Origin of the sequence: Vibrio sp. V03_P4A6T147 (assembly GCF_002241085.1) — a bacterium.
Taxonomy (GTDB): Bacteria; Pseudomonadota; Gammaproteobacteria; order Enterobacterales; family Vibrionaceae; genus Vibrio; species Vibrio anguillarum.
In genome coordinates this window covers 1-12,597 of the sequence record NZ_NDIO01000293.1, presented here as the reverse complement: position 1 = coordinate 12,597, position 12,597 = coordinate 1, and the positions used below count along the sequence as shown (strand labels likewise).

Here is a 12,597-nt window from a genome sequence, read left to right as displayed (position 1 = left end):
CGCAAGCGCCTTGGGTTTTCAAAGGCGAGTGGCAATGACTGCTCGCTTTTTTATTTTAAATATTGATGTAAGGAGCGGATAAATGAGCCACCCAATCGAACAACTGGAACAGATCATGGCACAGTTGCGTGACCCAAAAACAGGTTGTCCTTGGGATATCAAGCAAACTTTTGACACGGTTGTTCCTTACACAATCGAAGAGACCTATGAAGTGGTGGAAGCGATCCACAACCAAGATTGGCCTAATCTCAAAGAAGAATTAGGTGACTTGCTATTTCAAGTTATTTTTTATAGTCAAATGGCGAAAGAGCAAGGGTTGTTTGATTTCTCGCAAGTTGTTGAAACGGTGAATGAAAAACTTACGCGCCGCCATCCTCATGTTTTTTCGGGTGCCAAGTTTGAGGATGAAGCGCAAATCAACGCCAATTGGGAAGCTGAAAAAGCCAAAGAAAAAGTACAAGCAGGAAAAAAAGATCAAAGTATTCTAGACTCAATACCACACGCTTTTCCGTCTCTTTTACGTGCTACAAAGATTCAAAAAAAGTGTGCCCAATATGGCTTTGATTGGGATTCTATCGGCCCAGTGGTTGATAAAGTCCAAGAAGAGATCGAAGAAGTCATGGAAGAGGCGTTGCAAATCAACCCTGATCCGGTTCGAGTAGAGGATGAAATGGGCGATCTATTATTTGCCACCGTTAACTTTGCTCGGCACTTAAAAATTGATCCAGAAGTGGCGTTAAATAAAGCAAATCGAAAGTTTTCACGTCGATTTAAAGGCATTGAAATGCTGGTGGCACGTCAGCACAAAACCTTGACCGATTTTTCTCTCGAAGAATTGGATGCGATGTGGAATGAAGTGAAGCGCTTGGAGTCGAAGTAATACCCTGTGTTGGCAATCCACAATAAAACCCACCCATTGAGACAAATTTGACTCATTTGAGTGGTGTGATAAGCCATATCAAGCGGTGCTCTTTGATTTGAAGCAAAAAATAAAAAATGACAGTGTGATAGATTTCACGTTGTAGCGAATAAGGGCTTCTGGTATATTTTTATCCCGTCCAGAAGAAATCCATTTCCCTCATTCAACCAATTTCAGGTTAAACATGACGACAAATTACATTTTTGTTACTGGCGGGGTTGTATCCTCTCTAGGTAAAGGTATTGCGGCAGCATCTCTTGCGGCGATTTTAGAAGCTCGTGGTCTTAAAGTGACTATGATGAAGCTTGACCCTTACATCAACGTTGACCCAGGCACAATGAGCCCAACTCAACATGGTGAAGTGTTTGTCACGGAAGATGGCGCTGAAACTGACCTTGACCTTGGTCACTACGAACGTTTTATTCGTACCAAAATGACCAAGCGCAATAACTTTACTGCTGGTCGTGTTTATGCCGATGTATTGCGTAAAGAGCGCCGTGGTGACTACCTAGGTGCAACGATTCAGGTTATTCCACACATCACTAATGCGATTAAAGATCGCGTTATCGCAGGCTCTGAAGGTCACGATGTCGCTATCGTTGAAGTGGGCGGAACCGTTGGTGATATCGAGTCATTGCCATTTATGGAAGCGATTCGTCAGCTTGCGATTGAAGTGGGCCGTGAACACGCGATGTTTATGCACCTGACTTTAGTTCCTTACCTTGCCGCTGCTGGTGAAGTGAAAACCAAACCGACTCAACATTCAGTTAAAGAGCTGCTTTCTATCGGCATTCAGCCTGATATTTTGGTTTGTCGTAGCGATCGCGTTATCCCAGCGAACGAACGTAAGAAAATTGCTTTGTTCTGTAACGTGCCTGAAAAAGCCGTTATCTCGATGAAAGATGTTGATTCTATCTACAAGATCCCTCAACTGATCAAAGCTCAAGGTTTGGATGATATCGTTTGTAACCGTTTTGGTATTAAAGCACCGGAAGCGGATCTTTCTGAATGGGAACAAGTGATTTACGAAGAGGCTAACCCAACCGCTGAAGTGGTGATCGGGATGGTCGGTAAATACATTGAATTGCCTGATGCTTACAAATCGGTTAACGAAGCACTGAAACACGCAGGTTTGAAAAACCGTTTGAGCGTGAAAATCAAATACATCGATTCTCAAGACGTTGAAACCAAAGGTGCGGAAGTGCTGACTGGTTTGGACGCAATCCTCGTACCTGGCGGTTTTGGTGATCGCGGTATCGAAGGTAAAATTCTTGCTGCGCAATATGCCCGCGAAAATAAAGTACCTTACCTAGGGATTTGTTTAGGTATGCAAGTGGCGCTGATAGAATACGCGCGTAATGTTGCGGGTATGAAAGGTGCGCATTCAACAGAATTTAACAAAGAGACTCAATACCCTGTGGTAGGCTTGATCACCGAATGGGTAGATGACGAAGGTAACGTAGAAGAGCGTACTGAAAAGTCTGATCTTGGTGGTACTATGCGCCTTGGTTCGCAGCTATGCCACTTAGAGAAAGGCACCAAAGCGTATGAGCTTTACGGTAGTGCAACCATTCATGAACGTCATCGTCACCGTTATGAAGTTAATAATAAACTTCGTCCGCAGATCGAAAAAGCTGGCTTGAAAGTATCAGGTCTGTCTGCTGATAAGAAGCTAGTTGAAGTGATTGAGAACCCTGCTCACCCATGGTTTGTAGCAGCTCAGTTCCACCCAGAATTCACGTCAACCCCTCGTGATGGTCACCCACTATTTGCAGGCTTTATTAAAGCGGCAGGTGAGTTCCAACGCGGTGAATCAGAGAAGTAACAAGGATACGGGCAGTTGCAATTGTTGTGCTGCTGCCCTTTATAGTTTTGACATTTAAATTCAACGAGAGGAAACATTAATGTCTAAGATCGTTAAAGTTCTAGGTCGCGAAATCATCGACTCACGTGGTAACCCAACAGTAGAAGCTGAAGTTCACCTAGAAGGCGGTTTCGTAGGTATGGCAGCTGCGCCATCTGGTGCATCTACTGGTTCTCGCGAAGCTCTTGAGCTACGTGACGGTGACAAATCACGTTTCCTAGGTAAAGGTGTTCTTAAAGCGATTGCAGCTGTAAACGGCCCAATTGCTGATGCTCTAGTTGGTAAAGATGCTAAAGATCAAGCAGCTATCGACCAAGTGATGATCGACCTTGATGGTACTGAAAACAAATCTAACTTCGGTGCGAACGCAATCCTAGCGGTTTCTCTAGCGAACGCAAAAGCGGCTGCGGCTGCGAAAGGCATGCCTCTATACGAGCACATTGCTGAGCTAAACGGTACTGCTGGCCAATTCTCTATGCCTCTACCAATGATGAACATCATCAACGGTGGCGAGCACGCAGATAACAACGTAGACATCCAAGAGTTCATGATCCAACCTGTTGGCGCAAAAACTCTTAAAGAAGCAGTACGTATGGGTGCAGAAGTATTCCATAACCTAGCTAAAGTTCTGAAGTCTAAAGGCTACAACACTGCTGTTGGTGACGAAGGTGGTTTCGCTCCTAACCTAAAATCTAACGCTGAAGCGCTAGAAGTTATCGCAGAAGCGGTTGCAGCGGCTGGCTACGTGCTAGGCAAAGACATCACTCTAGCGATGGACTGTGCAGCATCTGAGTTCTTCGACAAAGACGCTGGCATCTACAACATGAAAGGTGAAGGCAAAACGTTCACTTCAGAAGAGTTCAACCACTACCTAGCGGGCCTTGTTGAGCAATTCCCAATCGTTTCTATCGAAGACGGTTTGGACGAGTCTGATTGGACTGGTTTCAAACACCAAACTGAACTTCTAGGCGACAAAATTCAGCTAGTGGGTGACGATCTATTCGTTACTAACACTAAGATCCTTAAAGAAGGTATTGAGAAAGGTATCGTTAACTCAATCCTTATCAAGTTCAACCAAATCGGTTCTCTAACTGAGACTCTAGCTGCAATTAAGATGGCTAAAGACGCAGGTTACACAGCGGTAATCTCTCACCGTTCTGGCGAAACTGAAGATGCAACTATCGCTGATCTAGCGGTAGGTACAGCTGCAGGTCAAATCAAAACGGGTTCTATGAGCCGTTCTGACCGTGTTGCTAAGTACAACCAACTAATCCGTATTGAAGAAGCGCTAGCTGGTCGTGCTCCTTTCAACGGTCTTAAAGAAGTGAAAGGCCAAGCTTAATCCCACTGGATACAGCTTAGCATCATTACTTTAAAGAACGCCCTGCAATGCAGGGCGTTTTGTTTTTTCTGCTATCTCAACTCGCATTTTGAATTGCGAGTTAAGAAGGGAAAGATTTACACCGCGCTAATCGCTGCGATCCGTCGTTTATCCAGCTCTTCTTTGATCGCTTTCCCTTGAAAACCATCACGGATCACCTGTTGTACATCGACACTCAGTGCGGCTTGATAGGCTTTGAGAAAAATATCGCGTTGCGGATAAGGGGTCTCTTCGCAACCTAATCGACCCGCATGATCGGCCTGACAACAAAGTAAAACGTCCAGCAAGCGCTCAGGCTTGCGCCATGCATCGAGTTTATCGAGTATTTTGAGTTTGGTGCTGGGTTTTAATTCTGCCGCTCGATGAATATTGGAATGCTGCTCGCAGACGAGTAGTGCCAACTCTTTACACTCATTTGGAATACGCACCCGCTCGCACAAGGCTTTAATGATATTAACTCCTGTGTGACAGTGCATTTTATGGCTGGGCCATTCGCTTTTAGGTGTGACTCCTTTACCTAAGTCATGCACTTGCGCTGCAAAACGAACCGCTATCGATGAAGAGAGCTTCGCCGCTTGCGCTGCAACCATTAAGGTGTGTACTCCGGTATCAATTTCAGGATGCCATTTTTCCGGTTGAGGAACACCAAACAGGCGATCCAGTTCGGGTAATACCACTTTAAGTGCACCGCATTCATATAAAACAGAAAGAAATATTTCTGGATGCTGAGTGGCCAGTGATTTCTGCCACTCTTGCCATACGCGCTCGGCGGTTAAGTGTTGCAACTCACCTGATTGCGTTATTTGTTTCATCAGTGCCATGGTTTCATCGGCAATGGTAAAACCTAAATGTGCGAATTTGGCCGCAAAACGAGCGACGCGAAGGACACGTAGTGGATCTTCGATAAAAGCATCAGAAACATGGCGCAGTAGGCGATTGTGCAGATCGCGCTGGCCGCCATAGGGGTCAATAAGCTTACCAGCGTTATCTTGTGCAATGGCGTTAATGGTCAGATCGCGGCGAGCGAGATCCTCTTCCAAAGTCACATCGGGTGCGTAGTAGCAGGCAAAGCCTGTGTAGCCAGCGCCAGTTTTGCGCTCAGTGCGAGCAAGGGCATACTCTTGTTTCGTTTTCGGGTGAAGAAATACGGGAAAATCTTTTCCTACAGGAGTAAAACCAGTGGCCAGCATTTGCTCTGGGCTGCTGCCTACTACAACCCAATCTTTGTCATAGATATCAATATGGAGCAACTGATCGCGTACCGCGCCCCCAACTAAGTATACTTGCACCGGATTACCTTAAATATGCTGAAACGCCATTGGCGATTGATGTTAGTAATGGTACTTTTCATCACAGTGAAATGATAGAGACGAGAGAATGTATAAGGAATTTTTTGGATTTACCGAGCCGCCATTTTCAATTGTACCGAGCTCTCGTTACCTATTTTTGAGCCATCGTCATCGTGAAGCGATGCAACATTTACAAGCAGGGCTGGGTGATGGTGGTGGTTTTGCGCTATTAACTGGCGAAGTGGGGACTGGCAAAACAACCATCGCAAGAGCGATGCTTGCGGCACTCGATGATAGTACTCAGGCGGGGTTTATTTTAAATCCAACTTTTTCGAACATCGAGTTGCTTGAAGCGATTTGTGATGAGTTTGCGCTGTCTTACCCACCTTCAGGGAGTTTAAAGGCGCTTAGCCAAGTAATTTATCATCATTTACTGCATAACCACGCGCAAGGGAAACAGACGCTATTAGTGATAGATGAGGCGCAGCATCTGGCCGCCGATGTACTGGAACAGTTGCGACTACTGACTAACCTTGAAACGGAGAGCCGTAAGTTGCTTAAGGTTTTACTGATTGGTCAGCCTGAGTTACAACAAAAATTGCAATTACCTCAGTTACGCCAACTTGCGCAACGTATTACCGGTCGTTATCACTTGCTGCCTCTCAATGTTCAAGAGACAGAGCAGTACATCCACTTTCGTTTAGCGTTAGCCGGCGGTCACAAGGATTGGTTTGATCAGAAAAGTATCAAATGGATAGCGGAACAGACCCACGGTATTCCGCGTTTAATTAACTTAGTGTGCGATGCGAGTTTCAAGTTAGCCTATCAGCAGGGCGTGAAAGCGCTCTCATTTGAATTAGTGCGTACCGTGGGTCAAGAGGTCATGAATTTTCAGTCTTCGGTCTATCAGTCGCCTCATGCTCGCCTCGTATCGTCTTCAATATCGTATCGCTCTCCTCTCATTGCGGGCTTAGTGTTAGCTGTGTTCATTGCGTGGTTTAGCCCGCCATGGATTGATCGCATGATGCGCTTTGCGTTGCCTTCCCCTGAATTACCTAAACCGATCACTCAAGTGGTGATCAGTGCTCAATTGGAACAAGATCTAGAACGCTCGAAGGCATTGGAAGCGGCTATTAGCGATCTTTATAAAGTGTGGGGTTACAGCGCATCTTTGGCCGATAGTTTTTGTGATGCTCAAGCACAAGGACGCTTTCAATGTCAGCGTATGCAGGGTGATTTCAACCAATTAAAGCAGTTAAATTTGCCAGTGGTGCTTACTTTAGCTGCGGAGCAAACACAAGCTTATGCGGTGCTGTACCAGATCAATGCTGAGCAGGTGCAATTGTTAATGGCAGGAAAGCATGTGCAAATTAACCAAAGTCAGCTCAATGACGTATGGACAGGAGAATATCACTACATTTGGCAGCACGATTTACTCCGAACGTTGAAACAGGGCATGCAAGGAGATGATGTTGAACTGCTTGACCAAAAATTGTCTCAGTTACTTGGAGAGCAAGCCACAGGACATCAACGTTTTGATGGGGAGGTAAAGCGCAAAGTAGCGTTTTTCCAGCGCTGGCAGAAAATGGACAGCGATGGTATTGCTGGGGCTCGCACTATAAGTCGGCTTGAGCTATTGACTCAACACAACGCACCTCGTCTTCTCATTATTACTAAGGAGCAAGGATAATGTCGCAAGTGCTTAAAGCATTAGAGCAATCAGAGCTTAGCCACCAGAGCAAAAGCTTGCCTCACTCTCCTCATGTGGCAGTATTTAATCAATCCTTGCCATCTTCATGGTGCTCGAAATCATCGCTTACCGTGTTGTTTGCTCCATCGTTACTCTGTTGCGGTTATCTTGTTTATCATTCATACCAAGCTCGAATCGATGAGCTAGAACAATTGAAGCACAATGCGCCACAAGTTGTGCAACAAGAGGGGGCTTACCAAGTTCTGGAATACCCTGACTTTGGTGAGTTACAAACTAATACACCACGAGTGAAAACACTTACCGAGACAAGCTCTACGCCGCCATTTACTCCTTTACATGGTACCCAGTTGACGACTAGTGAGCCGCGGCGAGATAAAAACGCAGATCAGGAGTTTGGCCTTAATGATCTCGACTTAAGTCAATTATCCCCGGAATTGGTACAACGAGTTGAGTTGGCGATTCAAGGCAAAGATCAAGTCGTACTTGTAGGAGACACATCAAAAGATCATCTTCTGCTCACAGAACATCTTGATACCTTTTCAGGTCGTATCCCAGCGCTGAATTTCCAGACTCACGTTTATTCAAGTCGTACAGATAAACGATGGGTAAAAATTAATGGCGTAGAGCGAAAGGTAGGTGATGATGTGGTGAATGGTGTGCAATTAGTCGAGATTAATCCGCAATCGACCTTGATACGTTTCGATGGTGAATTGATTGAAATCCCAGCTCTTTATGATTGGAAAGGATAAAAACGGTCACCTTTCTCTGGTGACCGTTTTTCAAGTGATAGATCCAGTCAGTTAGGGAGACTATGCCCAACCAGAAGGGTGTTTCTTACGGCGTGGGATAATGTGTGGCAAAATTAGTCCAAGTAACAGACCAATACCCGCTACGCCGCCCCCGTAAGTAAAGTATTTAAGCAGTAGATCCTCTTTCTGAGTATCCAGCTTAGCGCGCAGTTCGCGAATTTCAGTTTGTGAATCAGTGAGCTGCTTACTGATATCACTGTAGTTTTGTTCTAACTCTGAAATTTGTTGATTGCGAGCCTCTAATGAATTGGCCAATCCGGCTTTTTCACTGTCTGCATTTTGCTTTGCATTGGCCAATTTACTTTTCACTTCGGCCAGCTCACTCTCCAATTTCGGCAAACGCATCGCCATGCTTTCTTGGCGAGTGACAAAACGGCTTTCAACCCAACCCGTGCGGCCTTTCTCATCGGCAATCTGGCTATAACCAGTATCGTTATTAACATCAAGCAGCTTTACTTTGTCTCCTGCATCGATGCTACCGAGAATACGAAATTGGTTACTTGGACCTGAATGAATATAAGTAAAGAGTTTGTCCGCAATATAGCGGTCTTGCGCAAACGTTGGCGCAGCCAACATGGTCAGTAAAACCATGCAGATCAGTTTTTTCACGATAAGTCCTTTAGCTATCAAATGAGGTATTAAAATGCTTTCGACAAATATTAAGAAGTTTCGTTGATTGGTGCAACAAAGAAGGGAGGCTAAGCCTCCCTTTCTGTGCGTTTGAGTCAATTAATGACATTGCACTTACAATCTATTGACTTATTGTATTAGCCAAATATTGCTTGCAGGGCATAGAAGAAAATGACCGCAAGTAAAGCGCCTGCTGGCAAGGTGACAATCCATGAAGCAACGATATTACGCACCACACCTAGATTCAATGCCGCAATTCCACGAGCAAAACCAACCCCTAATACCGCACCAACAAGTGTTTGTGTGGTTGAGATTGGAAGGCCAGTACCTGATGCCAATACGACCGTTGACGCTGTTGCCAACTGAGCGGCAAAGCCACGGCTTGGCGTCAGTTCAGTGATACCCGTACCGACCGTCGCCATCACTTTGTGACCAAGGGTAGCTAGGCCAACCACAATACCAAAACCACCCAGTGGCAAAATCCACCAAGCAATTGAGCTTTTAGCACTAACAGCACCCAAGCTTTCAACAGTTGAAACCACCGCAGACAGAGGACCAATCGCGTTAGCTACATCATTTGAACCATGCGCAAAAGCCATTGCACACGCAGTGATCACCATCAATACGCTAAAGATGCTCTCAACACCGGAAAACCCATGGTCTTCTTCGCGGTTAGCAAATTTTCTCTTGATGTAGTAGTAACCACCGACCATAACAAGGCCTGATAGAGCCGCCGAACATAACCATGCTTCACCGGTACTCAAGTGTAAGCCTATATGTTTAAGGCCTTTTTTGATGGTAACCAGTGCGATAACCATAGTGGTGATGAACATATAAATAGGAACAAAGCGTTTGGCATTCATCAGTGGATTTTCAGTATCGAAAATCAATCGTTGAGCACTGACGAAGATTAAGTAGGCGAACAAACCAGAAATGACTGGGGTGACAATCCAACTGCCTACGATGCCTTTTACTGAGGCCCAATCAACCGCTTCTGGGCCGACAGATATGCAGGCAAATCCGATAATGGCGCCGATGATAGAGTGAGTCGTTGATACAGGCCAACCCATGTATGAAGCCAGCAATAGCCATGTTCCGGCGGCGAGAAGCGCAGACATCATGCCATAAACAAGAACGTCGGGTTGGTGAGCGAAAAGTGCGGGTTCGATGACGCTGTTACGAATGGTTTCGGTTACTTCACCACCCGCTAAATATGCACCAGCGAATTCAAAAATCATCGCAATGATAATAGCTTGTTTTACGGTTAGCGCTTTTGAGCCTACTGAAGTTCCCATAGCATTAGCAACATCGTTTGCACCAATACCAATCGCCATCATGAAGCCAAAAGCGGCTGCAACAAGAATCAGGACAGTGCCGTAGTTCGCAAGGATATCCATCGTAATACCTAGTCTTTTGATAACAAGCGGAGCATAACTGGACTCATTTTCTCGAAGCGAGTCAAAACCATCAGCGGAGAAAATAATCAACGCCTAAGCTGATGGATCAAGTTTTGCTCTTCGTTATTTGGTTAACTTACTGATTTAAGAGCGAGAAAGCATTAGTTCAAGACGAGCGCCAACGCGCTGAGCTTGATCGGCAATGCCGCCCACCCATTCTAGAATTTTGTACAAGAACATTACATCGATCGGATTCATTTTCGACTCAATAGCCATTAATTGTTGGCGGAGTCGAACCTGCATCGCATCGGTGTCATCTTCAATCACATCCAGTTGATTGATCATTTCCGCCACCAGTGTGACTTCACGACCTTTAAATCCTGTTTCCAATAACTCATCGAGCTCATTGATCACTTTTTGCGCTTGATTTGCTGCATCAAGGCAGCGTTTTACGTAGGCAATGAAGTTTTCTTGAAGAGGCTCTGGGATGATCAATTGACGACCGTAGACACGGCCTGCAATATCTTTTGCAAGGTTGGCCAGTTTATCTTGCTGAGTTAACAGCTCTAGCATGTCAGTACGATCGACAGGCATAAATAAACCGCGTGGTAGTTTAAGACGAATTTCACGCTTGAGTACGTCCGCTTCTTTCTCTAAATGAGAAATTTGGGCTCGAATTTCACCTGCTTTCTCCCAGTCACCCTTTGAACAAACTTCAAAGAAATTGACTAAGTGAGAGCAACATTCATTCACACACACAACGTGGCGCTGCAAAGGCTTTATAGGGGACTTTGCAAATAACCCCATAATTGTATTTACTGGCATGGTCGTTCAACCTAAAAAATATAACCTTAAAATAACATACACCATTCATGGCGAAATGTTGAGCGATGGCTATAAAGGCGCGCATGTTAACCCATTAAATCTCTCATTAAAACTGTTTTAGATCATCATTCCAGTGATATTTGTTACTTGCCCCACTGTGCATTAGGCCATATTCTTTCGCTATCTGCTTTGAAAGGGTTAGTTATGGAAACCGAGATAGAACTGAAGTTTTTTGTTTCACCAGAATTTTCGGAAATTTTGCGTTACAAGATCTCTGAAATCAAAGTACTTCAGCACAGTTGTCGAGCGTTAGGGAACACTTACTTTGATACACCTGACAACTGGTTGCGTCAACACGACACAGGGCTTCGTATTCGTCGCTTTGATGATGTGTATGTTCAAACTGTTAAAACGGCGGGTCGAGTCGTTGCAGGGTTGCACCAAAGACCAGAATACAATGCTGAGCACAACAGCAATGAACCGAACTTGACGCTTCATCCGGAAGATATCTGGCCACAAGGTAAAGATATTACGACCTTACAATCTGAACTGATGCCTCTATTTTCGACCAACTTCACACGCGAGCAGTGGTTGATTGGCATGGCCGATGGCAGCCAAGTTGAAGTGGCTTTCGATCAAGGCTTTGTCGTTGCAGGTGAAAAACAAGAACCTATCTGCGAAGTGGAGCTGGAGTTGAAATCTGGGCAAACGGATGCCTTGTTTACGTTAGCTCGCCAGTTTTGTGAGCACGGTGGTATGCGTCTGGGTAACTTGAGTAAAGCGGCGCGAGGCTATCGTCTTGCGTCTGGTTATCAAGGTGATGAAGTTCACGCCTTAACCTTGGTCAATACAATCAGTACTGACAGCGTGGAAGAGTGTTTTATTCACTCGCTAGAGCATGCATTATCCCATTGGCATCACCATGAACAGATCTACACCGAGCGCGATTCAATTCCGGCGTTACATGAGATAAGCCACGCCACCAGTTTTTTACGCCAGATCTTGAGCATTTATGGCGGCATTGTGCCACGTCGCGCCAGCGCTATTTTACGTCAGGAATTAAAATGGTTGGAGCAAGAGTTATCGTGGTTAAAAACTCATGACTACCTAACAAATCTGCTTGAAGATAAAGGCCACGCACTGCGTAAACTGGACGCTCGTAAATTTATCATCGCCGAGTTAAAAGAGCAGCAAGAGGCACTACCTAATCGGGAAGAAAACTTAAAGCTGCTCAGTTCGGCGCGGTATACTGGGTTACTGCTTGATCTCAGTCGTTGGATTTTGAGCCGTGGATGGCAACCCTTCTTGGACGATAAAGCCAGAGAAAAAATGGCGCGTAACGTCGGTTCGTTTTCGGTGAAGCAGTTGGATCGCACATGGGCCGAGTTAATGGAAGCTTTTCCTCCTAAAGTTGAGCTAAGCCCTCAAGAGTATATTGATCAGCAGTATCGTTTAATGCGTAATCTCTACACTGGCATCGGTTTTGCGAGCCTTTATGATATTGAAGAACGCAAAAACTTCCGTCTCCCTTGGGCTGATTTACTGCAAGGAATAGATGATTTATTAATGCTCAAGCCGCTAGAGAATTTGATCGACAAGTTGCAAGAAGACGAACAAGAACAACTCAAGCGATGGCTGATTCGCCAACAAAACTCCATTGTTCATGCGATGGAGCAGACGCGACAAATTGGCATTGAAGCCGAGCCTTATTGGCGTAAAAGTCGCTAATCAACCTGGCTCACAGCCAAAATGAAAAAGAGATACTGCGGTGT

Annotated in this window: 10 protein-coding genes; 6 read left to right on the top strand and 4 right to left on the bottom strand. The window is 45.2% G+C overall.

What is annotated here, in order from left to right; translation table 11 throughout:
* The first annotated feature begins 82 nt into the window (after positions 1-82).
* The 3 genes from mazG to eno all read left to right on the top strand — a co-directional run bounded on the left by mazG (position 83) and on the right by eno (position 4,125).
* Complete coding sequence (gene mazG / locus B9J84_RS11510; protein ID WP_088732852.1) at positions 83-880, top strand: nucleoside triphosphate pyrophosphohydrolase; 798 nt, start codon at positions 83-85, stop codon at positions 878-880.
* Positions 881-1,103: 223 nt separating this feature from the next.
* On the top strand, positions 1,104-2,744 hold the full coding sequence (locus tag B9J84_RS11505; RefSeq protein ID WP_013856040.1) for a CTP synthase: 1,641 nt from the start codon (positions 1,104-1,106) through the stop codon (positions 2,742-2,744).
* Positions 2,745-2,823: 79 nt separating this feature from the next.
* Positions 2,824-4,125 carry a phosphopyruvate hydratase gene (gene eno, locus B9J84_RS11500; protein ID WP_013856041.1) on the top strand — a complete coding sequence of 434 codons (1,302 nt, stop codon included), beginning with the start codon at positions 2,824-2,826 and terminating at the stop codon, positions 4,123-4,125.
* A 116-nt stretch (positions 4,126-4,241) separates the two neighbouring features.
* On the opposite strand, the gene B9J84_RS11495 is transcribed toward eno, so the two are convergent.
* The gene (locus B9J84_RS11495) at positions 4,242-5,453 is read right to left on the bottom strand and encodes a multifunctional CCA addition/repair protein (RefSeq protein ID WP_094124174.1); all 1,212 of its coding nucleotides are present in this window, start codon (positions 5,451-5,453) and stop codon (positions 4,242-4,244) included.
* An 88-nt stretch (positions 5,454-5,541) separates the two neighbouring features.
* On the opposite strand from B9J84_RS11495, the gene B9J84_RS11490 reads away from it, so the two are divergent.
* Both B9J84_RS11490 and B9J84_RS11485 read left to right on the top strand, forming a co-directional pair.
* A complete protein-coding gene (locus B9J84_RS11490) occupies positions 5,542-7,143 on the top strand; it encodes an ExeA family protein (protein WP_094124173.1) in 1,602 nt (533 codons plus the stop codon).
* Positions 7,143-7,913, top strand: a complete 771-nt coding sequence (locus B9J84_RS11485; RefSeq protein ID WP_094124172.1) for a general secretion pathway protein GspB — start codon at positions 7,143-7,145, stop codon at positions 7,911-7,913. The genes B9J84_RS11490 and B9J84_RS11485 overlap by 1 nt, the downstream gene beginning before the upstream one ends.
* A gap of 60 nt (positions 7,914-7,973) precedes the next feature.
* On the opposite strand, the gene B9J84_RS11480 is transcribed toward B9J84_RS11485, so the two are convergent.
* The 3 genes from B9J84_RS11480 to B9J84_RS11470 form a co-directional block, all read right to left on the bottom strand.
* The gene (locus B9J84_RS11480) at positions 7,974-8,582 is read right to left on the bottom strand and encodes a TIGR04211 family SH3 domain-containing protein (RefSeq protein WP_026029138.1); all 609 of its coding nucleotides are present in this window, start codon (positions 8,580-8,582) and stop codon (positions 7,974-7,976) included.
* A gap of 158 nt (positions 8,583-8,740) precedes the next feature.
* Positions 8,741-10,000 carry an inorganic phosphate transporter gene (locus B9J84_RS11475; protein ID WP_026027278.1) on the bottom strand — a complete coding sequence of 420 codons (1,260 nt, stop codon included), beginning with the start codon at positions 9,998-10,000 and terminating at the stop codon, positions 8,741-8,743.
* A 144-nt stretch (positions 10,001-10,144) separates the two neighbouring features.
* The gene (locus B9J84_RS11470; protein ID WP_013856047.1) at positions 10,145-10,825 is read right to left on the bottom strand and encodes a TIGR00153 family protein; all 681 of its coding nucleotides are present in this window, start codon (positions 10,823-10,825) and stop codon (positions 10,145-10,147) included.
* Between the two features lie 204 nt (positions 10,826-11,029).
* On the opposite strand from B9J84_RS11470, the gene B9J84_RS11465 reads away from it, so the two are divergent.
* Entirely contained in the window at positions 11,030-12,553 is a 1,524-nt protein-coding gene (locus tag B9J84_RS11465; protein ID WP_026027277.1) for an inorganic triphosphatase, read from the top strand.
* Positions 12,554-12,597 lie beyond the last annotated feature (44 nt).

What these genes read in the sequence shown, in the direction of transcription:
- mazG (WP_088732852.1), top strand. Translation starts at nt 83, where the DNA reads ATGAGCCACCCAATCGAACAACTGGAACAGATCATGGCACAGTTGCGT.
- B9J84_RS11505 (WP_013856040.1), top strand. Translation starts at nt 1,104, where the DNA reads ATGACGACAAATTACATTTTTGTTACTGGCGGGGTTGTATCCTCTCTA.
- eno (WP_013856041.1), top strand. Translation starts at nt 2,824, where the DNA reads ATGTCTAAGATCGTTAAAGTTCTAGGTCGCGAAATCATCGACTCACGT.
- B9J84_RS11490 (WP_094124173.1), top strand. Translation starts at nt 5,542, where the DNA reads ATGTATAAGGAATTTTTTGGATTTACCGAGCCGCCATTTTCAATTGTA.
- B9J84_RS11485 (WP_094124172.1), top strand. Translation starts at nt 7,143, where the DNA reads ATGTCGCAAGTGCTTAAAGCATTAGAGCAATCAGAGCTTAGCCACCAG.
- B9J84_RS11475 (WP_026027278.1), bottom strand. Translation starts at nt 10,000, where the DNA reads ATGGATATCCTTGCGAACTACGGCACTGTCCTGATTCTTGTTGCAGCC.
- B9J84_RS11470 (WP_013856047.1), bottom strand. Translation starts at nt 10,825, where the DNA reads ATGCCAGTAAATACAATTATGGGGTTATTTGCAAAGTCCCCTATAAAG.
- B9J84_RS11465 (WP_026027277.1), top strand. Translation starts at nt 11,030, where the DNA reads ATGGAAACCGAGATAGAACTGAAGTTTTTTGTTTCACCAGAATTTTCG.